24 protein-coding genes are annotated in these 21,421 nt (G+C 65.8%); 12 read left to right on the top strand and 12 right to left on the bottom strand.

Annotated elements, in window-relative coordinates; translation table 11 throughout:
• Nucleotides 1-88 precede the first annotated feature (88 nt).
• The 3 genes from F7R19_RS13400 to F7R19_RS13390 are packed head-to-tail and all read right to left on the bottom strand — an operon-like array spanning nt 89 to nt 2,723.
• A complete protein-coding gene (locus tag F7R19_RS13400) occupies nt 89-589 on the bottom strand; it encodes a GDYXXLXY domain-containing protein (RefSeq protein WP_150980947.1) in 501 nt (166 codons plus the stop codon).
• Complete coding sequence (locus tag F7R19_RS13395; RefSeq protein ID WP_150980946.1) at nt 586-1,713, bottom strand: DUF4401 domain-containing protein; 1,128 nt, start codon at nt 1,711-1,713, stop codon at nt 586-588. The genes F7R19_RS13400 and F7R19_RS13395 overlap by 4 nt, the downstream gene beginning before the upstream one ends.
• Nucleotides 1,710-2,723, bottom strand: coding sequence for a DUF2157 domain-containing protein (locus F7R19_RS13390; RefSeq protein ID WP_150980945.1), 1,014 nt, complete (start codon nt 2,721-2,723; stop codon nt 1,710-1,712). The genes F7R19_RS13395 and F7R19_RS13390 overlap by 4 nt, the downstream gene beginning before the upstream one ends.
• A 178-nt stretch (nt 2,724-2,901) precedes the next feature.
• On the opposite strand from F7R19_RS13390, the gene F7R19_RS13385 reads away from it, so the two are divergent.
• Nucleotides 2,902-3,669, top strand: a complete 768-nt coding sequence (locus tag F7R19_RS13385) for a 5'-methylthioadenosine/adenosylhomocysteine nucleosidase (RefSeq protein ID WP_150980944.1) — start codon at nt 2,902-2,904, stop codon at nt 3,667-3,669.
• Between the two features lie 49 nt (nt 3,670-3,718).
• Here F7R19_RS13385 and F7R19_RS13380 read toward each other — a convergent pair whose 3' ends face one another.
• The gene (locus tag F7R19_RS13380; protein WP_061953370.1) at nt 3,719-3,961 is read right to left on the bottom strand and encodes a hypothetical protein; all 243 of its coding nucleotides are present in this window, start codon (nt 3,959-3,961) and stop codon (nt 3,719-3,721) included.
• Nucleotides 3,962-4,117: 156 nt separating this feature from the next.
• Here F7R19_RS13380 and hemA point away from each other — a divergent pair, with 156 nt between their 5' ends.
• From hemA to F7R19_RS13350, 6 genes are all read left to right on the top strand, one after another.
• Complete coding sequence (hemA, locus tag F7R19_RS13375; protein WP_061953272.1) at nt 4,118-5,422, top strand: glutamyl-tRNA reductase; 1,305 nt, start codon at nt 4,118-4,120, stop codon at nt 5,420-5,422.
• Nucleotides 5,423-5,526: 104 nt separating this feature from the next.
• On the top strand, nt 5,527-6,609 hold the full coding sequence (gene prfA, locus F7R19_RS13370; RefSeq protein WP_150980943.1) for a peptide chain release factor 1: 1,083 nt from the start codon (nt 5,527-5,529) through the stop codon (nt 6,607-6,609).
• A gap of 172 nt (nt 6,610-6,781) precedes the next feature.
• Nucleotides 6,782-7,105 carry a hypothetical protein gene (locus F7R19_RS13365; RefSeq protein ID WP_061953277.1) on the top strand — a complete coding sequence of 108 codons (324 nt, stop codon included), beginning with the start codon at nt 6,782-6,784 and terminating at the stop codon, nt 7,103-7,105.
• Between the two features lie 146 nt (nt 7,106-7,251).
• Entirely contained in the window at nt 7,252-8,115 is an 864-nt protein-coding gene (gene prmC / locus F7R19_RS13360) for a peptide chain release factor N(5)-glutamine methyltransferase (RefSeq protein ID WP_061953279.1), read from the top strand.
• A 146-nt stretch (nt 8,116-8,261) separates the two neighbouring features.
• Nucleotides 8,262-8,573 carry a Grx4 family monothiol glutaredoxin gene (gene grxD, locus F7R19_RS13355; protein WP_061953372.1) on the top strand — a complete coding sequence of 104 codons (312 nt, stop codon included), beginning with the start codon at nt 8,262-8,264 and terminating at the stop codon, nt 8,571-8,573.
• 14 nt (nt 8,574-8,587) lie between these two features.
• Nucleotides 8,588-9,205 (top strand): UbiX family flavin prenyltransferase, encoded by a 618-nt coding sequence (locus F7R19_RS13350; RefSeq protein WP_150980942.1) that lies wholly within the window; start codon nt 8,588-8,590, stop codon nt 9,203-9,205.
• A 167-nt stretch (nt 9,206-9,372) separates the two neighbouring features.
• Here F7R19_RS13350 and F7R19_RS13345 read toward each other — a convergent pair whose 3' ends face one another.
• The 3 genes from F7R19_RS13345 to F7R19_RS13335 form a co-directional block, all read right to left on the bottom strand.
• On the bottom strand, nt 9,373-9,591 hold the full coding sequence (locus F7R19_RS13345) for a hypothetical protein (RefSeq protein ID WP_223505858.1): 219 nt from the start codon (nt 9,589-9,591) through the stop codon (nt 9,373-9,375).
• Nucleotides 9,592-9,745: 154 nt separating this feature from the next.
• A complete protein-coding gene (amaB, locus tag F7R19_RS13340; RefSeq protein ID WP_407648857.1) occupies nt 9,746-11,233 on the bottom strand; it encodes an L-piperidine-6-carboxylate dehydrogenase in 1,488 nt (495 codons plus the stop codon).
• A 32-nt stretch (nt 11,234-11,265) separates the two neighbouring features.
• The gene (locus tag F7R19_RS13335) at nt 11,266-12,459 is read right to left on the bottom strand and encodes a saccharopine dehydrogenase C-terminal domain-containing protein (protein WP_150980940.1); all 1,194 of its coding nucleotides are present in this window, start codon (nt 12,457-12,459) and stop codon (nt 11,266-11,268) included.
• A 138-nt stretch (nt 12,460-12,597) separates the two neighbouring features.
• On the opposite strand from F7R19_RS13335, the gene F7R19_RS13330 reads away from it, so the two are divergent.
• Nucleotides 12,598-13,047, top strand: coding sequence for an Lrp/AsnC family transcriptional regulator (locus F7R19_RS13330; protein WP_061953288.1), 450 nt, complete (start codon nt 12,598-12,600; stop codon nt 13,045-13,047).
• Nucleotides 13,048-13,165: 118 nt separating this feature from the next.
• A complete protein-coding gene (dapB, locus tag F7R19_RS13325; RefSeq protein WP_061953290.1) occupies nt 13,166-13,975 on the top strand; it encodes a 4-hydroxy-tetrahydrodipicolinate reductase in 810 nt (269 codons plus the stop codon).
• Between the two features lie 39 nt (nt 13,976-14,014).
• Here the strand turns inward: dapB and F7R19_RS13320 are convergent, their stop codons facing one another.
• The 3 genes from F7R19_RS13320 to F7R19_RS13310 all read right to left on the bottom strand — a co-directional run bounded on the left by F7R19_RS13320 (nt 14,015) and on the right by F7R19_RS13310 (nt 16,744).
• A complete protein-coding gene (locus F7R19_RS13320) occupies nt 14,015-14,794 on the bottom strand; it encodes a hypothetical protein (RefSeq protein WP_061953292.1) in 780 nt (259 codons plus the stop codon).
• A gap of 100 nt (nt 14,795-14,894) precedes the next feature.
• Nucleotides 14,895-15,191, bottom strand: coding sequence for a hypothetical protein (locus F7R19_RS13315; protein ID WP_150980939.1), 297 nt, complete (start codon nt 15,189-15,191; stop codon nt 14,895-14,897).
• Nucleotides 15,192-15,388: 197 nt separating this feature from the next.
• Nucleotides 15,389-16,744 carry a chloride channel protein gene (locus F7R19_RS13310; RefSeq protein ID WP_233474140.1) on the bottom strand — a complete coding sequence of 452 codons (1,356 nt, stop codon included), beginning with the start codon at nt 16,742-16,744 and terminating at the stop codon, nt 15,389-15,391.
• On the opposite strand from F7R19_RS13310, the gene F7R19_RS30170 reads away from it, so the two are divergent.
• The gene (locus tag F7R19_RS30170; protein ID WP_223505969.1) at nt 16,662-16,976 is read left to right on the top strand and encodes a hypothetical protein; all 315 of its coding nucleotides are present in this window, start codon (nt 16,662-16,664) and stop codon (nt 16,974-16,976) included. The two genes, F7R19_RS13310 and F7R19_RS30170, sit on opposite strands and share 83 nt — an antisense overlap.
• Nucleotides 16,977-17,183: 207 nt before the next feature.
• Here F7R19_RS30170 and F7R19_RS13305 read toward each other — a convergent pair whose 3' ends face one another.
• Nucleotides 17,184-18,155, bottom strand: a complete 972-nt coding sequence (locus F7R19_RS13305; RefSeq protein ID WP_150980938.1) for a Bug family tripartite tricarboxylate transporter substrate binding protein — start codon at nt 18,153-18,155, stop codon at nt 17,184-17,186.
• A gap of 99 nt (nt 18,156-18,254) precedes the next feature.
• Nucleotides 18,255-19,748 carry an AMP-binding protein gene (locus tag F7R19_RS13300; protein ID WP_061953299.1) on the bottom strand — a complete coding sequence of 498 codons (1,494 nt, stop codon included), beginning with the start codon at nt 19,746-19,748 and terminating at the stop codon, nt 18,255-18,257.
• A gap of 129 nt (nt 19,749-19,877) precedes the next feature.
• Between F7R19_RS13300 and F7R19_RS13295 the strand changes: the two genes are divergently transcribed.
• On the top strand, nt 19,878-20,798 hold the full coding sequence (locus F7R19_RS13295; protein WP_150980937.1) for a LysR family transcriptional regulator: 921 nt from the start codon (nt 19,878-19,880) through the stop codon (nt 20,796-20,798).
• A gap of 78 nt (nt 20,799-20,876) precedes the next feature.
• Complete coding sequence (locus F7R19_RS13290; RefSeq protein ID WP_061953303.1) at nt 20,877-21,419, top strand: winged helix-turn-helix transcriptional regulator; 543 nt, start codon at nt 20,877-20,879, stop codon at nt 21,417-21,419.
• Nucleotides 21,420-21,421 lie beyond the last annotated feature (2 nt).

Genomic DNA, 21,421 nt, shown 5'->3' with positions numbered 1-21,421 from the left:
TTATCGGCCCGAATGAGCGCGAATGCATGCCGCGCGCCGCTTGGTCGCTCGGACGGGACGCGCCCAGCGAGGACGCATCCGCAGCGGCTCAGAGCGGGCGCAACTGATCGTCGCGTAATCCCACCAGCAATGCCCGCCCGTCCGCGTCGACCCGGAATTCGCCGTATCGCGCGTGCGCGTAGCGATCGGCCTGCCCCTCCTGGAAGAACCACGCATCGGTGGAGACCTGCACCAACGTTCCGCCCCAGCGCGATGGCACGGACTGCACGCGCAGCAGGTGTTCGTCGGCGGCCAGCGGCTCCCCTTGCGGCAAGCGTGCGAGAGTACCTTCGCCGCGCGCATCGAGACGGATCACGACCACCGCCTCGCGCGAGGGCGCCTTCGCCTGCCGCCCGTACGCGGCCGTGATCTCCATGCCGATGGCAAAATTCAGCGCCATGTAGTCGCCCTGCATCAGCGAGCGGGGATCGACCGGGGCCAGGCGCAGGTACACCGTATCGCCTCTGGCCAGCAGGCGCTCCTTGTCGACGATGCCGGCCGCGGCGATGCCGATGCTCAGCAGCCAGGCAACAATGATCCAGCGCTTCATGCAACGGACTCCTTGCGCGACATTGCGATGGCCAGCGCGCGCGCCATCAACAGCAATACGCCGGCGCCCGCCAACGTGGCGGACTTTGCCAGCAGCGTCCAATGCAGCGTGCCGTAGTACCACACAAAGCCGATCAGCACGGTGCCGATGGCCAGGCCCAGCCATGGCAACGACCCACGCCGTAACGCCACGGCCATTGCCAGCACACCGGCGCTCACCGCCGGCGCGTACACCATCAATGCGCCGAAGGCCAGCGCGACGGCCAATACCGACGCGCTGACGCGCGGATCGCACGCCAACCGCTTGCATTCGATCAGCACCAGCGCAGCCAGCTCCGCACCGATCAACGCGCCGGCGAGCCAGAAACCGGGCGCGGGCCGCGCCGTGGCGGTGCCAAAGAGCAGATCCACCGGATGCGCAAACGCCGTGACGATCAGCGCGCCAGCCACGGCGAACAGCAGCGTGGCGTCGGCCGCCGGCTCCCACATCGCGTGACGGCCCGACGCCGCTGCGGCTGCCTCCTGCAGCGCGAATGTCAGCACCATGGCGAGCGCCACGGCAACCAGAACGCCGAGGGCCACCGGAATCGCCGTCCAGCGTGGCGCGACCAGATCGCCCAGGCCGATGCACACCGCCATGGCGAGCGCCGACCACATCCCCAGTGCAGCGATGAAGCGATGCAGCCGATCGGGCACCAGCAGGAACAGCACGGCCTCCAGCAGCGCCACGCCCATCCAGAACGGCGCGGTGTCGACCAGCCGGTTGGCCCCGATCACTTCCCCCACGCCGACCACCAGCATGCCCTGGCCACCCAGGCTCATGGCCAGCGCGAACTGGCCCATCGCGATGCGGCCGCTTTCCTTTGCCTTGACGCGGAATAGCAGCATCGCGATGCCAATCATGACGATGCCGGTCACCGCCATCGCCACGCCATTCTCGCGCATGGACACAAACACGGTGCCGACCAGAAACAGCTGGAAGAACAGGGCGCCAAGCCAGCCTGCGCCGCCCATCAGCAGGCGGATCGGCCACGGCACGCGCTGCGTGGCAACGTAGTCCCCGCTCACCGCGCCGCGCGCGCTCAACTGGCTCCACAGCGTTCTTTCGATACGGTCGCGATTCATGCCGCACGCTCCCCTGCCGCGCGCCATGCGCGCAACAGCCATGTGGCCGCCACCACGGCCAGTCCGATCGTGATCATCGCCAGTAACAGGAACGCGCCGAATCCACCATCCCGATCGGCCAGCCATCGCCCCGCCGCCACGACGACCAGTCCGATGCCCGTCAGGCAGGCCAGGCTGAGCACGACGATATCGAATGCGCGCCAGCGGAACCAGACGATCAGTCCGACCAATGCCGCCGCACCGGTCAGCCAGCCGATCGGCGCGAAATTCCGGGACAGCATGCTCATCACGCCAAGCCATCCCGCATATGCGCAGACCAACGCGCCGATCAGACGCGGGCCGGTCATGCCACGGAATCCGAGGTGGGTGGCGTAGCGGGCGAGTCCAAACCACACTGCGAGTTGCAAGAGCGACGCGCCGAGCAGGAATGTCATCGTGTCGCGCGCCTGCGGCGCCGAGAACAGCAGGTCGATCATTGCGCCCACGCCAAGCCGGACACTGCAGTAGCGCAGCAACGCGACGTTGGCGACCACCAGCACGATCCACCAGTGCGGCGCGGCGCGCGCGGCCAGCGCCCATGGCGCCGCCAGCAACGCCCACAGCGCAAACAGCTGCCACGCATCGGCACCGGTCTGGTACGTCTGGCCGATCACCGCCAACAGCACGCCGGACACGATCTGCGCGCCGGCCAGCGCCGCGTGGCCGGCCAGATCGCCGGACGGGCGCACATATGCCACCGCCGCCAGTACGCTGAGCAGCGCCGCGAGCAAGCCGAATTTTGCGAACTTGTGGAGTTCCGCCCAGTTGTAGGCGAAGAAGACAATGACGCCGGCACAGAGCAAGGCCGTGCCAAGGATCATCAGCGCGCGATCAAGCCAGCCATGCCAAGCAGCGCGATCGGGCAGCGTGGGTGTCCATGCCGTGCGCAGCGCGTCGGCGCCGAGGCGCCCTTGCGCGCGCCAATCGGCAAGTGCCTGCTGGACGCTGCGGCGAGTCGAAAAGGTTTCCAACCGGCAATCCCCCGAGTGACGACATGGGCAGCAATGTAGCAAAGCGGCATGCCAAAGTCTCGCCGGCCGCCGCAATCTCGTGGAACGGCGACCATCGCGCGCGACGCGCTTTCCCTGCCGCACGGTCGCCGGTATGCTGGCGCCGGACTCGACAACGGCGGCTTGCGCCCCAGACATCATGACGCTTGGCATACTCGCCGCCCTGCACGACGAAGTGGATGGCTTGATCGCCGCGATGCGGCACGAAGACGCGCGCGCCACCCGTATCACCATCGGCATGCGCGACTACTACCGCGGCACGCTGCACGGGCAACCCGTGGTGCTGGTGCTGGCGCGCGTCGGCAAGGTGGCTGCTGCGGCCACGACCGTGACGCTGATCCGCGAATTCGGCGTGGACGAGATCGTCTTCACCGGACTGGCCGGCGGCGTCGGACCGGGGGTCAGCGTGGGCGATATCGTCGTGGCCGATCGCACGGTCCAGCACGACATGGACGCGCGACCGCTGTTTCCCCGCCATGAAGTGCCGCTGCTGGACAAGGCCGAATTTCCGGCCGATCCCGTACTCACCGCTGCATTGCGCGACGCGGTGGCGCATTTTCTGCGCGACGACCTGGCCACGGCCGTGCCGGACGCCGTGCTGGCACGCTTCGGCCTGCATGGGCCGCGCCTGCATGTGGGCATGATCGCCAGCGGCGACCAGTTCATCAATTCCCCGCAGGCCGTGGCGACGCTGCGGGCCGAGCTGCCAGCGTTGCAGGCGGTGGAAATGGAAGGCGCCGCGCTGGCGCAGATCTGCTACGAATATGGCGTGCCGTTCGCGCTGATGCGGACCGTGTCGGACCGCGCCGACGACGCGGCCCATGTCGATTTTTCGTCGTTTTTGCGCGACGTGGCCAGCCACTATTCGAGCGCCATCCTGCGCCGATTCCTCGACGCCAGGGCCTGAATCGACCCACGCATCACACCGATTACCGACTTTTTTGTCGATTCACCCGTTACCGGCGCGGGCGCAAAAGGCCCCACGCCGCCACAAACAGCGCGGCGCCGACGATGGCCGCGCCCCAACCAAAAAGTTGCCCATCGGTGAAGAAATGGGCCGCGCGGCCGGCGTAAAAAAACGCCCATGCGCCCAGCGCGCCCAGCCACAGCGCGGCCGGCAGCGTGACCACGCGCCCGGCCGGATGCAGCAGTCGCCCCGCCAGACCGACCATCGCGCCCACCACCGCCAAGCCCAACATACCGTTCTCCTGTGTCTTTTTGGCCACATCGACGAGGCCGTGGCGTAACGATACTGCATGTCGCACTAACGGCCGGGTTTCCTGCAACCTTGTGGCGTGGCGGTATAATGATCGCCGCTTCCGGACCACGCGCCGGATGGCCACGACACCCCACAAATGCAACTGCTCGCGATCGGCATCAATCACACTACGGCACCCGTCTCGCTGCGCGAGCGCGTGGCGTTTCCGCTTGAGCAGATCAAACCGGCACTTGGCGCGTTGCGCACCCATCTGGCTGGCCGCAGCGGCACCGAGGCCGCCATCCTTTCCACCTGCAACCGCACCGAGATCTACTGCGCCACCGATGTGCTGCAGCCGGGTCAGGACGGTTTCGAGCACACGCTGCGCTGGCTGGCCCAGCATCACAACGTGCCCGCGGGTGAACTGGCGCCGCATTTGTACGCACTGCCCCAGTCCGAAGCCGTGCGCCATGCGTTCCGCGTGGCCAGCGGTCTCGATTCAATGGTGCTGGGCGAAACCCAGATTCTCGGACAGTTGAAGGATGCGGTGCGCACCGCTGGCGAAGCCGGCGCGCTTGGCACGTACCTGAACCAGCTGTTCCAGCGCACCTTCGCGGTGGCCAAGGAAGTGCGCGGCCAGACCGAGATCGGCGCGCACTCGGTATCGATGGCCGCCGCCGCGGTGCGTCTGGCGCAACGGATTTTTGAAAGTGTGTCGACGCAGCGCGTGCTGTTCATCGGCGCCGGCGAAATGATCGAACTTTGCGCGACACACTTCGCCGCGCAGCAGCCGCGTCAGATCGTGGTGGCCAACCGCACCGTCGAACGCGGCGAGAAGCTCGCCGAACAACTGGCCGGACAAGGGCTGACGACGCAGGCCATCCGCCTGCAAGACCTGAACGAGCGCCTGCACGAATTCGATATCGTCGTGTCCTGCACAGCCAGTTCGCTGCCGATCATCGGACTGGGCGCCGTGGAGCGCGCAGTCAAGCGCCGCAAGCATCGCCCGATCATGATGGTCGACCTCGCCGTGCCGCGCGACGTGGAGCCCGAAGTCGCGCGCCTGAACGACGTATTCCTGTACACCGTCGACGACCTTGGCGCCGTGGTGCGCGAAGGCAATGCGCTGCGCCAGGCCGCAGTGGCACAGGCCGAAGCGATTATCGAATCGCGCGTGCAGAATTTCATGCACTGGCTGGAAACGCGCAGCGTGGTGCCGGTCATCCGCGATCTGCAATCGGCCGGCGAGGCAATCCGCCAGGCCGAGCTGGAACGCGCACGCCGCATGCTGGCGCGCGGCGACGATCCGGCAGCCGTGCTCGACGCGCTGTCGGGCGCGCTCACGCGCAAGTTCCTGCACGGCCCCACGCACGCCCTGAACCACACCCAGGGCGAAGACCGCGAGGCGCTGCTGCGCCTGGTGCCGGGCCTGTTCCGCCAAAGCAGTCACTCCGAGCGCTAGCCTCGATCCCCGCCTTGCACCGGCATCCGCCGGCGCGCGGCCAATGCCTGCCGCTTCCGCACAATCGCCCGCGTTGTGCCAATGCCACGAATTCCGCCTAACCCATGAAAGCCAGCATGCTCAACAAGCTCGACCAACTGGCCGAGCGACTCGATGAAGTCAACGCCCTGCTTGCGCACGAAAACGCCACGGCAGACATCAACCAGTACCGCAAGCTGTCGCGCGAGCACGCCGAATTGTCGCCAGTGGCCGAGCAGTACGGCCAATATCGCCAGGCGCAGGAAGATCTGGCCACGGCCGAGGCGCTGCTGGGCGATCCGGAGATGAAGGACTTTGCCGCCGACGAGATCGACGCCGCGCGCGCGCGTCTCGAAACGCTTGAAAAGAACCTGCAGACGCTGCTGTTGCCCAAGGACCCGAACGACGATCGCAATCTGTTGCTGGAAATCCGCGCAGGCACCGGCGGCGAGGAAAGCGCGCTATTTGCCGCCGATCTGCTGCGCATGTACACGCGCTATGCGGAACGTCAGCGCTGGCAGGTGGAAGTCATGAGCGAGTCCGAGTCGGACCTGGGCGGCTACAAGGAAGTGATCGTGCGGATCGCCGGCGACGCCGCGTTTTCGAAACTGAAGTTTGAATCGGGCGGGCATCGCGTGCAGCGCGTGCCGGCCACCGAGGCCCAGGGCCGCATCCATACATCGGCGTGCACCGTGGCGGTGATGCCTGAAGCCGACGAAGTCGGCGAGGTCGAGATCAATCCTTCGGACCTGCGCGTCGATACGTTCCGCGCGTCCGGCGCCGGCGGCCAGCACGTCAACAAGACCGATTCCGCCGTGCGCCTGACCCACCTGCCCACCGGCATCGTGGTGGAGTGCCAGGACGATCGCAGCCAGCATCGCAACAAGGAAAAGGCGATGAAGGTGCTGGCGGCGCGCATCAAGGACATGCAAATGCGTGCGGCGCAGGCCAAGGAGGCGAACACGCGGCGCAACCTGATCGGTTCGGGCGACCGCAGCGACCGCATCCGTACCTACAATTTTCCCCAGGGCCGCGTGACCGATCACCGCATCAACCTCACGCTCTACAAGATCGACATGATCATGGACGGCGACATGGACGAACTGATATCCGCACTTGCCGCCGAGCACCAGGCCGACCAGCTCGCCGCGCTGGGGGACGACGCGTGATGCTTTGTAACTGAGGTAAATGCTTGAAACAGCACTGGCTTGTCAAATACCGCTGTCTATAATCGATTTCGACCAGACCACCCGATACGTCACTTTTCAATAGACCGACTGACGGGCCCTCGAAGTCTGGGTGGATGCCACTCCTCCAACAAACAAACCCAAGGACGAAATCATGAAAAAGTTGCTCGCGATTCTGATGATGACCGCCGCTGTGGCGGCCTGCAGCAAGAAGGAAGAAGCCCCCCAAACCAATGCCGACAGCGCGATGCAAAGCGCTGCGGAATCGGCCAAGGCCGCCGCCAGCGACGCCGCCGCCGCGGCAGCGAATGCAGCCGACGCAGCCAAGGCAGCCGCCAGCGGCGCTGCCGCCGATGTCTCCGTGGCCGCCGAGAAGGCCAAGGTTGACGCCGGCAACGCCATGGCGCAGGCCAAGGAAGCCGCCAAGGACGCCGTCAACACCACGGCCGACAAGGCCAAGGACGCCGTCAACAAGTAAAAGCCCTACGCAGGGAGGTGTCGAATCCAAGCGCCAAACGGCTTACACTAGACACCTTCCGCGAAGCGGCGCAAAAAACCCCGTCTGGCTGACGCCCGGCGGGGTTTTTTGCACGTACGCAATCCGTTATACCCAGACGTAAAACAATGCCCTCCAATGCTCCAGGTGCGCTCTCGGCTGATCCCACCGTGCGCGAAGCCCTGATCCTCGCCGCCATGGCTGGCTTGCCGGCGCTGGAGGCGCGCATGCTGCTGTGCCACGTCACCGGGCTGACGCGCACGCAGTTGATCACACGCGATCACCAACAACTGGATGCAGCACAACGTGATGCATTTTCGACGCTGCTGGCCAAACGGCTGACGGGCGAGCCGATGGCGTACCTGCTGGGCCAGCGCGAATTTTTTGGCCGCACCTTCCGCGTCACGCCAGACGTTCTGATCCCGCGCCCCGACACCGAGGTCGCCGTGGAAGCATCGCTGGCCCGTCTTGCCGATATCCACGCGCCGCGCGTGCTGGACATGGGCACCGGCTCGGGCGTGCTGGCCGTGACCATCGCGCGCGAACGACCCGACGCCGAAGTGTGGGCCACCGATGTGTCGGCCGGCGCGTTGACGGTAGCGCAGGACAACGCCCGGGCGCTGCAGGCCGACAACATCCGCTTCCTCGCGTCCGACTGGTACAAGGCGCTGCCGGACAACGAGCGGTTCCATTTAATCGTCAGCAATCCGCCCTACATTGCCGAAAGCGACCCGCATCTGGCCGAAGGCGACCTGCGTTTCGAGCCGATCGATGCGCTGACCGATCATGACGACGGCCTGTCCGACCTTGCACAGATCGTGGCGGGCGCGCCGGATCATCTGCTGCCGGGCGGCTGGCTGTTGCTGGAGCACGGTTACGATCAGGGCTACGCCACGCGTCACCTGCTGACGACCGCCGGTTTCTTCGACGTATTCACCGCCCGCGATCTGGGCGGCAACGAACGCTGCAGCGGCGGCCGCCGGCCGCACTAGGCCCGGCAATCCGGCGGACTGGCCACGTAGCGCGTTCGCCGCAAAGCGCTGGCCTGAAGGCCGGGCGCGATTCCGGTAAAATCCCGAGCCAATCCCCCATTTCTGCGATGCCTGCCTGGCGTCGCGCGCAACCGGAACATTTGATCATGAGTGACGTACAACAGAAGATCGACCAGATCGTGAAGGGCAGCCCCGTGGTCCTGTTCATGAAGGGCACGGCGCAATTCCCGATGTGCGGCTTTTCGGGCCGCGCCATCCAGATCCTGAAGGCATGCGGCGTGGACGCCCCGACCACGGTCAACGTGCTCGAGGACGACGGCATCCGCCAGGGCATCAAGGAATACGCCAACTGGCCGACGATCCCCCAGCTTTACGTGAACGGCGAGTTCGTCGGCGGTTCGGACATCATGATGGAGATGTACCAGAACGGCGAACTGCAATCGCTGCTGAAGGCCTGAGCCCGCAGCCCACCATGTCCGTGATGCATGCAGGCGGCGCGCCGCAACGGCTGATCGTCGCCATCACGGGCGCAACCGGCGCTATCTATGGCGTCCGGCTCCTGCAGGTGCTGCGGGATGTGAGCGGCGTGGAAACCCACCTGCTGATCTCGCCCGCCGGCATCATGAACCTGCAGCACGAACTCGACATCGGCCGAGCGGAAGTCGAGGCGCTGGCCGATGTGGTGCACAACGTGCGCGATGTCGGCGCGACCATTGCCAGCGGATCGTTCCGCGCCCAAGCGATGATCGTCGCGCCATGTTCGATGCGCACGCTGGCCGCCATTGCCCACGGCCTTTCCGACAATCTCATCACGCGCGCGGCCGACGTCACGCTCAAGGAGCGTCGCAAACTGGTGCTGATGGTGCGGGAAACGCCGTTGAATCTTGCGCATCTGCGCAATATGACGGCCGTGACGGAAATGGGAGGCATCATCTTCCCGCCGGTTCCCGGCTTTTATCAAAAGCCGCAGTCGATCGCCGAACTGGTCGACCACACGGTCGGGCGCGTGCTCGATCTGGTGGATCTGCGCGATATCGGTGAAACGCTGGCGCCGGGCTGGCCCGGGCTGAACAGCGCTCCGCTTCCCTAGCACCACCGCTGGCGCGCATCCGTTGCGCCGTTCCTGGGCACCTGGTGGCGCCCTCGCCGCCTGCAATCATGCCGTCGTGCCGTCCGCCAGCCAGTGCCGGCGCGCGCTACGGGACGCGCGCGGGCCATCGTCGCTATTCGACACTGTCCGGCGCGCTGGGCGCCCGCTTACCAGTGCCGGTAGCGGCGTCCGTAGTAGCCGCCATAGTATCCGCCGTAATACGGCCGGACCACCACGGCAGGCGGGCCGACATAGACCGGCGCGGGCGCAACCGCGACCGGTGCGGGTTCAACCGCCGGACCATACGGCGTGGGATATACGGCGCATCCGCCCAGCATTGCCGCGCCGGCCACTGCCAAACCCGTCACCATCCATTTTGCTTTCATTGCGACGTCCTTTTTTCACAGGCATTGAGATCCATCAATGCACTGCCCTTAAGAACGTTATACGGGCGGCTTTGGTAATACAGCGTCAAGCTGCTGTAACCCTTGTTACGATTCGCAACGTCTCGCCGAATGTAAGCGCACAGCGTCTCCGGCTTCAGACGTCGAAGCGGATGCCCTGCGCCAGTGGCAGTGCATCGCCGTAGTTGACGGTATTGGTGGCACGCCGCATGTAGCCCTTCCACGCATCGGAGCCCGATTCCCGCCCGCCGCCGGTTGCCTTTTCTCCGCCAAAGGCGCCGCCGATTTCCGCTCCGCTGGTGCCGATGTTCACGTTGGCGATGCCGCAGTCGCTGCCGGCCGCGGACAGGAACGTTTCGGCCTCGCGCAGCGATTCCGTAAAGATGCACGACGACAGTCCATGCGACGCGGCGTTGTTGAGCGCAATCGCCTCGTCGAGCGAGGTGTAGGGCATCAGGTAGAGAATCGGCGCAAAGGTCTCGGTCAGCATCGTGTCGTGCTGCGTGTCCGTCAGCACCAGCGCCGGACGCACGTAGCACGCATGCGGAAAGCGATCGACCAGCAGCCGTTCGCCGCCATGCACGACGTTGCCCTGCGCGCGGCAGCTTGCCAGCGCATTGGCCATCGCGTCGCCCGCCGCGGTGTCGATCAAAGGGCCGACCAGCGTGCCGCCCTGCAGCGGATCGCCCACCGGCAGGCGCGCGTACACCTGGCGCAGGCGCTGCGTCACGGTTGCAATCAAGTCCACATGCACGAAGGCGCGTCGCAGCGTGGTGCAGCGTTGCCCAGCCGTGCCGGCCGCCGCGAACGTCATCGCTCGCAGCGTCAATTCCAGATTGGCCGACGGCGCAACGATCGCGGCGTTGTTGCCGCCCAGTTCGAGGATCGCGCGCTTGAAATGCGCGGCGCAGGCCATGCCCACTTCGCGGCCCATGCGCGTCGATCCGGTCGCGCTCATCAGCCGCACCGACGGATGCTGCACCAGAAGCTGGCCAAGCTGGCGCCCGCCGATCAACACGCAACTCAGCCCCGCAAACTGTGGGGCGTGCCCGTCGATCACGCGATCGAGCAGAGCCTGCGCGGCCAGCGCGCACAGCGGTGTTTTTTCGGACGGCTTCCACACCACGCCATTGCCGCACACCAGCGCCAGCGCCGCGTTCCACGCCCACACCGCGACCGGAAAATTGAAGGCCGAAATCACGCCGCACAGCCCATACGGATGCCAGGTCTCGCGCATTGCATGGGCGGGCCGCTCGGACGCAATCGTCAAACCATGTAGCTGGCGCGACAAACCCACCGCGAAATCGCAGATATCGATCATCTCCTGCACTTCGCCCAGCCCTTCCTGCAAGATCTTGCCGGCTTCCAGCGCCACCAGGCGGCCCAGCGCGTCCTTGTGGGTGCGCAGCGTTTCGCCGAAACGCCGCACCACTTCGCCGCGCGCCGGCGCCGGTGTCAGCGCCCAGAGGCTTTGCGCGGCGTGCGCCCGCGCGATCTGCGCATCGGCATCGGCCGGCGAGCACACCGGCAACGTGCCGAACATTTCGCCATCGATCGGCGAACTCACGCCCAACTGACCCGACGCGACATGTTGCGCGCCGGCCCATGGCTGCGCCTGGCCCATGGCCCGAAAGCAGTCGGCAATTTCCTGTGCCTTCATGCGAGTGTCTCCTGTAGCGGATGGCGCGCGTAATGCTGACCAAAGCGATTGGCGAGGAATCGATCGAGCGGCATCGATTCCTGCCGCACGAATCCCGCCTGCGGCAGCACACCGGTCGCGACCAGATCCAGCGCCGTGCAAATGCCCGCGGCGGTGGTCAGCTGGATCGCATTGACGTGGCCGAGGCTGGCAAAATCGTCCATGCCGCCGATGCGCGCCGAGAACGATGCCTGCGTCAGCGGCCCGCGCTTGCCCTGGCCTTTCACGCCCGGCGGATGGCCGGTGGCGCTGGCAAACACAATCACCACGTCCTGCTGGGTGACCGGGATCGCGTGTTCGAAGATATCGCGCAACCAGTCCCGCCGTTCGCGCATACGCAAATCGTTCAACAGCAGCTTCATCTGCGCGCAGTGACCCGGATAGCGGATCGACTTGTAGTCGACCTGGCGCGCGCGGCCGCCTAGTGTCTCGGGCAGCGTGCCCAGCCCACCCGAGGTATTAAAGGCTTCGTATTCCACGCCGTCCAGCGCAAATGTCTCGAGTCCTTCCAGCGCGGGCAGTTCCACGCGACGACCATCGACGATCGCCTCGCACGGATTGCAGTATTCGTTGATCAGCCCTTCGGTGCTCCACGTCAGGTTGTACTTGAGCGCATTGCTTGGATAGCGCGGCAACGCGCCCACGCGCATGCGCAGCTCAAGCAGCTCGCCGCCGCCGCGTAGAAATTGCTGGGCCAGGTCGTTACCGACCAGGCCGATGAAACCGGGCGCCAGCCCGCACTGCGGCATCAGCACCGAACGTGCGTCATTGGCCAGCGCGCGGATCGCGTGCGTGGCGGCGACGTCCTCGGTCAGATCGAAATAATGCACGCCCAGGCGCGCCGCAACCGTCGCCACGTGCACCGCCGCGTGAAACGGCAAGGCGTTCAGCACCGCGTCGGCACCCGCGAGCAGCGCCGCGCACGTGCCCGGCTCGGTGGGATCGCCAGCCCGCACGGCAATCGCGCGCGGCAGGCCGTCCAGCCGATGGGCATCATGATCGACCAGGCAAACGCGGTAGTCGCCGCTATCGGCCAGCATCGTGGCGATCACGCGCCCGATCTTTCCGGCGCCCAGCACGACAACCGAAAGCGGCCGCGGCGCGGCGGTCAGGTCACGCACGGCGGCGGGACCCAGCGAGGAAAGTTGCATGGCGGACTCCGTCAGTAATCGCAGGGATGACTGAAGTATGAGCAGCGTGACGCACGTTTTATAGCCACAAGATTGACGAAAGCCCGGCATAATCGGTCGTATCGACGTAGTAATTCGACGAATCGTCAGGTGACAACGATGGCCGACCTCGATCAGACCGATCGCCACTTGCTGGCGCTGCTGCAAGCCAACGCGCGGGAAAGCGCGGCCAACCTGTCGCGCGCGCTGGGCATCGCGCGCACGACCGTGGTGGCCCGCATTGCCCGGTTGGAACGGACCGGCGTGATTGCCGGGTATGGCGTGCGCCTCGGCAGCCGGATGGAGGACAACGCCATCCTGGCCTTCTGCGGCCTGTCGGTGCAGCCGAAGGCCGCGCCCGGCGTGGTGCGCGCGCTGCAGCGGCTGCCGGAGGTGGAAGAGCTTAATTCCGTCAGCGGCCCCGTCGACTACATGGCTGTGATCCGTTGCGACACGCATGCACGGCTCGATAAATTGCTCGACGAGATCGGTATGCTCGATGGCGTGAACCACACCACGACGTCGATCGTGCTGGCCAGGAAGATCGACCGCCGACGCGCGGCCGATTAGCAGGCGCCCGCGCAATCGTCCGATCACGCCCTTCGGCAACCCGCGAATGCGCCCGGCCCGGCGCGGAACATTGCGCCGCGCTATGCTTGCAGCCCTTGCAACGATTCGGAGGACAGCAATGAGCGATCGTATTCGCGTGGTGGTGGGCGGCGTGACGGGCTGGGCGGGCGCGGAACTGGCGCGCGGCGTGGCGCATGCGTCCGATATGACGCTGGTGGGCGGCCTGTCACGCGGCGCGGCCGGACAGCCGCTTGCGAGCCTGACCGGCCACCGGGACACCCCGGGCGTGGCCGCCGCCAGCATCGACGCGCTGGGCACCACCCCCTATGACGTGTATGTGGAATACACCAAGCCGGCCGTCGCCAAGCAGAACATTCTGCAGGCGCTGGCCCATGGCGCGCATGTGGTGGTTGGCACATCGGGGCTTTCCGACGAAGACTACGCCGACATCGACGCGGCCGCGCGCAAGGCCGACCGCGGCGTGCTTGCGTGCGGCAACTTCGCCATCACGGTGGTGCTGCTGCAGAAATTTGCCGAGATGGCGGCGCGCCATCTCGATCATTGGGAAATCATCGACTATGCCAAGGCTGGCAAGGTCGACGTGCCATCGGGCACGGTGCGCGAGCTTGCATTCCGGCTCGGCGAGATCAAGCAGGCGGCCCAGGCGGTGCCTGTCGATCAGGTCAGCGGCCCGCGCGAAACACGCGGCGCAACGATGTCCGGCACGCAAGTGCATGCCGTGCGGTTGCCGGGCTATCAGCTTGGCGTCGAAGTGATTTTCGGCGCCGACGGACAGCGCCTGCACATCAAGCACGAAGCGGGCGACGGATCGAAGCCCTATGTTTCCGGGGCGCTACTGGCAATTCGCCGCGTGCATACGTTGCGCGGCGTGGTGCGCGGGCTCGACAAGGTCATGGACGGCCTCTGAAGCCGCCCCGCTCGCCAAGCCCACCCGCGCGCCGCTGGCTTACCAGCTGCCCGGGTTGATCGGCTTGGCGGGCGCTTTCTTGTCGGCCTTATCCGCCTTGTCCGATTTCTCGGCTTTCTCGGCTTTCTCCGGTTTGTCACCCTTCTTCGCCGCGGCGGCCGAGGCCGGCGGCGGCGCCAGCGCCTTCGCCACGTCGGCATCGCGGTTGGCCATCAATGCGCGCGCCTGCGGCAGCAGCAGTTCGATCGTGCCCTCGCTGGGATTTTCGGGAATCGCGTAAAGCTCGACAGTCAGCGGCTTGCGCATCCAGCCGGCGTGAATGCTCTTCACCGGCTTGCCCGCCTTGTCCTTCATGTCGATGTTTTCCTGGCGAAACGGTTTGCCGTACCGTGCGTTCAGGGCCTGCGCGGCAGCGTCCTGGGATCGGATGCCATCGGTCGGCACGATCAGGCCCACCAACGCATTACCGTCGACAAACGCCACCAGTCGCGGACCATCCATGAAGGTTGGACGCTTGTCACGCGGCACGCCAACCTGGCGCATGACGCCGTCACCGCGCAATTCCACGCAGTAGGCGTTGACATCCTTGCCGTCCGGCGACCGATGATCTGCGCAATCGGGCAGCGCAGGCAACGGGCTACCAATTTCGAGCGTATCGAGCATCGTCGAAAACTTGTCCTTGCCTTCGATAATCGATGCGGCGCTCGGGGCCACAGCGGGCGCGGCGGTAGAGGCAGCGGCGGGCGCTGCGGGTGCGGCATGGGCGACAACGTTCGCCAGCAGGGCAGCCACGGCCAGCCCGGCAACAGTAAATCTCAAAACACGCTCCTGAAATAGGCTCCGCTTTGGAGCCCGCTCCGTGTTGAGGGTTCCTGCCGGGTCTGGCTGGCATCACGGTGTGATGCCTAACCGACAGGAATTAACGGAGCATATGCTTCACGGTCTGGAAGCATACCAGTGCGATGCCAATCAGCACGGCCCAAAGGATAAGACGCGGCACGGGGCTCGGCGGCAACTGGCGCACGGGCGTGCGTTGCACCAGCGGCGCGCGCATGCGCGAGTTGGTCTGCAGACCGCGCGTGTGCCAGATGGCGGTATCCGCGGCGAGGTCCGGCGCCGGCACGGCCGGCTTGCGCGGCGCGCTTTGCGCCGAGCCGTGCGGCGGGCGTTGTTGCGCGGCGGTTGGGCGCGTACCGCCCGGTCGTTGCGTGGCCATGTCCTGCTCCCCGAAAGGCGTCGAAGCCCACTTCACCGACGAGTCAATGTGCCGCCGGTACACAGGCGCGGCTTGGCGATCTGCTGCCGCCGGTGCGCGCGCGGCACATGGTAAGACATCGCCGATAGCGCCGCCATCGGGTCGATCGTTCGAACGGACACTTCAGCGGCGCGCCCGCAACGGTCTGTAACAGGCTGTTACGGCGACGGTTGCCGGCGGCCGATCGCCATCGCTTCGCGGCGGAACGCGTGGCCCATATGGTGATAGAACGGATGCGGATTGAACTGTCGCGACAGGAACGACGCCAGCAGCGAAGCCGCGAGCAGATAGATGGTCAGATCCTGCGTGCGCGTCATTTCCATGACGATCACGCTGGCCGTGATCGGCGCCTGCGTGGCCGCCGCCAGGAACGCAGCCATCGAGACCAGCGCCAGCACGCGCGGTTCGGCCATGCCGGTCATGAAATGCGCGATGTTTTCGCCGATGCCGGCGCCGATTGCCAGCGAAGGCGTGAAGATCCCGCCGGGAATGCCGGCGAAATACGACACAACGGTCGCCACGAACTTGGCAATGCCAAACCACAGCGTGCTGTGCGATTCGCCGTTGATGAGTCCGGATGCCTGCTCATAACCGGTGCCAAAGGTGGCGCCGGCCGTGGCCCAGCCCAACGCCGCCACCACCAGCCCGCAACCGAAGGCCACTGCCACCGGATGCTCCGACAGCCAGCCGCGCCACGCGCGCGGCGCCAGGCCCGGTACGCCGGCGATCAGGATTTTTGCAAACAGGCCGCCCATCACGCCGTTGACCACCGCGCAAAGCAGCACCGGTCCCCACGCGCTGGTCAGCACCAGCATCGGCACCTTGACGCTGAAGTAGGGGTTGTTGCCGAATATGGCCAATGAAAGAAAGCCCGCGGTCAGCACGCCGGACAGCACCACCCTGTCCCAGCGCACAGCCGTGCCGCGGCCCAGTTCCTCGATGGCGAACACCACGCCGGCCAGCGGCGTATTGAACGCCGCGGCGAGTCCGCCCGCCGCACCCGCGGCGATCAACGCATTCGGATGGAAGCCGATCCGGAACTGCAGCTTCTCGTGACACCAGCGCCCCCACGAGAGCATTGCCGCCGCGCCGACCTGCACCGACGGCCCCTCGCGCCCGACCGACGCGCCGGCCAGCAGCGCGCCCGTGGTCAGCAACACCTTCCACATCGACTGACGGAACGACACGAGCACGGTCTGCGCCGTACTCGCGGGCGCCAGTGTCACCGCCGCAATGACTTGCGGAATGCCGCTGCCGCGCGCCTGCGGGGCAAAGCGGATCGTCAGCCAGCGCAACGCGGCAAGGCCAAACGGCAGCATGACGAACGCCAGCCATGGCGTGGCTCTGGTGACCGAAGCATTCCAACGCAGCGCCAGTTCGGCGATATAGGCGAACACCATCGAAAACGCGGCCACGCCGCCGGCGCCGCACATGAACACCGCATACCGCATCGACGTGCGCGAGATGCGTCCAACCTGCCGACTCTTTCGATCCGCCGCCCTGCGCGCGCGCAGACGGAGCTCGCGCAGGCGATCCGCACGCGTCGGCGGGCCCATAGCGGGCTCCGGCCGCGCCGATGATGCGCCGGACGATTCAGACGGTGCAGCCGCATCGGAAACCGTTGCGCCCGATCTGGAAGCGGAAGACGAAGAAGGATGCGCAGAGCGCGAAGCGTCCGATGAAGAAGAATCAGGCGGCTCGACAGAATCTGTCATGGCGGGAATGCGGCAGCGTGCGTGGAACTGAAGGGGGCGAAGTCGTCGACGCAGCGAGACCACGTCGACCACCCCGAACTATACGCCCCATCGGCCAGCCGACTGCCGCTGGATGCCATCTGCCATCGCCACCGACTTCCAACATCGCCATCGCCATCGCCATCGCCATCGCCATCGCCATCGACATCGACATCGACATTGGCAGTGGCAGTGGCAGTGGCACCCGCAGTTTCAGCCGTCAGTCCAGGCTGATGTGGTTATCCCGAATGACCTTTCCCCAGCTTTCGCGGTCGGCAGCCACGTAGCGATCGATTTCGGCCTGGGTGCGCGGCGCTTGCACCAGTAATCCCAGCGCGCTAAACGTGTTGCGGAACGCGGCTTCGGTCAGGACATGCGACGCAGCGGCCTGCAGCTTGGCGACGGCTTCCGGCGGGGTCTGCGCGGGCACCGCAAGGCCGAACCATGTCGCGGCATGGAAATTCGGATGGCCGCTTTCCGCCACCGTCGGCACGTTCGGCAGCACCTCGAGCCGCGAGCGCCCGGTCACGGCCAGCGCCTTGAGCTTGCCCGCCTTGATATGCGGCAGCGATGTGCTGACCACATCGACCATCAATTGCACATCGTTGGCCAGCAATGCCGACAACGCGGGTGCGCTGCCGTTGTACGGCACATGCGTCATGTCGATGCCGAGTTCGGACTTCAACATTTCCGTCGCCAATTGCAGCGGATTGCCAAGTCCCACCGACGAATAGTTGAGTTTGCCGCCGGCTGCCTTGGCATACGCGGCAAAGTCCTTGAGGTTGCTGGCCTGCACCTGATTGTTGGTGACCACCACCAACGGCACTTCGATGCCAATCAGGATGACCTTGAAGTCCTTCGGGTCGTATCCCGTCTTCTTGTAGAGCAGCGGATTCAGCACCATGCTGGCGCTGGTGCCCATCAGCACCGTGTAGCCGTCGGGCTGCGCACGGGCCACGCTCTGCGTGCCGACCATCGTATTGGCGCCGGGGCGATTCTCCACCACAACTGGCTGCTTCAGCCCACGCGTCATGCCTTCGGCCAGCGCGCGGCCGAACTGGTCAGTGGATCCGCCCGGCGTGTAAGGCACAACCAGTTTGATCGGACGCTCCGGCCACGCCGCGAACGTTGCGGGCGCGGCGACAGCGACGCCGAGCGCGGCGGCCAGCATCAGCAAGATTCTTCGATTCATGTGTTGTCTCCTGTGTCTTCTTTGTTGTTTGTTGCGTTGGCGATGCGCTTCGAAAGCGGGCTCTGGAAAGCGGCAATCGGCGACGCCAATCGACCGCGGCTATACGCGCCGTTGGCGGCCGGCCCAATGCTGATCGCGCAATCGCCGCTTGGCGAGCTTGCCGGTTTCGTCGCGCGGCAATTGCGCGACGATCTCGATGGTGCGCGGCACCTTGAAGCCGGAAAGCCGCCCACGTAACCACTCCACAACCGCTTCAGGCGCGACGCTGGCGCCCGCAACCGGCTGGATCACGCCATGCAGTCGCTCGCCGTATTCGTCGTCAGGCACGCCAAACACCACGCAATCTGCCACGCCGGGATAGTTCGCAAGTTCATGCTCGATCTCGGCCGGGTAGATGTTCACGCCGCCGGAAATCACCATATCCGAGGCCCGATCGCAGATGAACAGGTAGCCGTCGGCATCGACATAGCCAAGGTCGCCCAGCGCGACGCGGCCGTCGACATCGATGGCGCGCCGTGCCGCATCGTTGTTCAGATAGGTGAAGTCGGGATACGCGGGCTGGCGGACATAGACCAGCCCCACTTCGCCGGGCGCGCACGGCTTGCCGTCCTCACTCAGGATCCGAATACTGGCATCGTCGACGGGACGTCCTGCCGTGCCTGGGCGCGACAACGCGTCGGCAGGCGTGGCCACGGTGATCATGCCGGCTTCGCTCGACGCGTAGGTTTCGTGAATCACCGGTCCGAACCACTCGAGCATGGCGCGCTTGGTTTCCGGGGCGCACGGCGACCCGGTCGACGCCACAAAGCGAATCGATGACAGGTCGTACCGGGCGCGCACTTCCGGCGGCAACTTCAGCAGCCGCACGTACATGATCGGCACCAGATAAAGCACGTCGATGCGGTGCTTTTCGACCAGCGCCAGGACCTGCTCCGGATCGAAGCGCGGCGTAAGGACCAGCCGCTCCGCGATCTGCAAGGCATTCTGCACAAATACGCTTGGCGCGCTGTGATAGAGCGGCGCGGACATCAGCGCGCGGCATCCGGGAACGATGCCGATCGCCTTGGCTACGACAGACCGCATGCGGGCGAGCTGATCATCGAGCTGGTCGAGCGGCACGGGCTGGCGCAGCACGCCCTTCGGCCGCCCGGTCGTGCCGGACGTATAGGCCAGGTGCCCGCGCGGCGCAACGCGCGGCCCGTCGTAGGGGGCTCGCGTCTGGAGCCACGGCTCATATTCAATTGCATCGGGGTGCGCGCCATTGACGCTCAACACCACCATTCCGGGCGGTAGCACCGCCTGCACGGCCGGAAGGAGATCGGCATCGGCAATCAACACGCGCGCGCCGCTATCGTGCAGCAGGAATCGCACTTCCTCGGCCGTGAAGTGCCAGTTAATGGGGCAGTAGTAGGTGCCCGCCGTGCGGCAGGCAAACACCACGTCGGCAAAAACGGGATCGTTACGAAGCAGCACCGCCACCACGCCGCCCTCGCCCAACCCCAACTGCCCCAGTCCGCCCGCCAGCCTCGTGCCGCGATCCAGTACGTCCGCGCCCGCGCGATGCAATGATTCGAACCAGAGGTCTGCGGCCATGCGATGTCTCCTTGTAATTGCCTTATGACTAGCAGCGGATCACTTTAACGACGCGCGCCTGCATCGACAATCCCTTCCAGCGGAATCACAATGTTGCGTCAAACTTGACGTTGCTTTCGGATTCGTCGCATGGACCTCAATCTTGTTCAAGCTTTTGTGGATATCGTCGAGGCCGGCAATCTGGCGGAAGCCGGCCGGCGGCGCGGCGTCACGCGTTCCCAGGTGAGCCGCCAGTTGGCCCAGTTGGAGGAGCAGGCCGGGACGATGCTGTTGCGGCGAACCACCCGCCGGCTCGAAATGACCGACGCGGGCCAGTCGCTGTATGAGCATGGCTTGCGCATCCTGCAGGAAGTCGCCGCCGCGCGCGCCGAAATCGACAGTCTGGGCAAAACCCTGCGCGGCCACGTGCGCGTCAGCGTGCCGACCGGCCTTGGCGATGCGTTCATCGCGCCGCTGCTGCTGCAGTTTGCCGAACGACATCCGGGCATCTCGCTGCGCGTGTTCTTTGCCAACCGCGTCACCGATCTGATCGCCGCCGAGATCGATGTCGCGTTGAAGGTGACGTCCGAACCGCCGCTCGATACCGTGGCGCGCGAAGTCTGCGCGATCCGCTGGCAACTGTGCGCATCGCCCGAATATCTGGCCCGGGTGCCGCTACTGAACAAGCCCGCCGATCTGACCGCGTGCCGCTTCCTGTGCCCGCCATACACATCCAGACGATTCTTATTGACCCTGGGTCGGGATTCGACATGCGGGCCGGAACGCGAGGATGTCGAGATCACACCCTATCTGCAATCCGAACACTTTCCGTTCCTGATGAACGCGGTGCGCCAGGGCCACGGCATCAGCCTGCTGCCGCGCTACATGGGCTGGGACGATGTGCGGCGCGGGTCGCTGGTGCCGGTGCTGCCGGACTGGAAACCCGAAGGGCTGGGAAACCGGCTTTACATCATCACCACGCCCAACCCGCATCTGTCGATGGCCACGCGGGCCCTGATCGGATTCCTTCGCGACGCGATCGCCGGGCTGGAGGTGTTCTCGGCCGCGTAAAAACAAAATCCCGGCACACTTGCGATTTGCAAGCTATGATTCCCTAAACTTGCATTTCAAAAGTAAAAAAGGGAGACCATGGCGCCTACAGACTTTGCCAGCATGCCCTGCCCTGTCGCCCGTTCGATGGCGATGCTGGGTGAGCGCTGGGCCATCCTGCTGATGCGCGAGGCGTATTACGGCAGTTCGCGTTTCGATGAATTCGAGAAGCATCTGGGCATTGCGCCCAACATCCTCAGCGCGCGCCTCAAGACGCTGGTGGAGCACGGGCTGCTGGCGAAAGTGCCGGCGCCGGGCGGCGGCGCGCGCCATGTGTACCAGTTGACCGAGATGGGACGCGACTTCTTTCCCGTCTACGTGGCGCTCAAGTCGTGGGCCGACCGTTGGCTGGCCGATGAAAAGGGGCCGCTGACGGTGCTGGAAGACCGGCGCGAGGGCAACGAGATCGTCGCCGGTCGGCTGACGCGGGCCGACGGCAGCGCAATCGGCGTGGACGATCTGCGCGTGCGGCCGGGCCCAGGGGCCGGCCGTTATCTGCGCGCAAGATTTGGCGATGTCGATGGCCAGGATCGGCCCGTCGAAAACGCTCCCAGCAAGGAGGCGGCCGATGAGCAAGCCTGAGG

It is taken from the genome of Cupriavidus pauculus (assembly GCF_008801835.1).
GTDB lineage: Bacteria > Pseudomonadota > Gammaproteobacteria > Burkholderiales > Burkholderiaceae > Cupriavidus > Cupriavidus pauculus.
This window is presented reverse-complemented; position numbering and strand designations above follow the sequence as displayed.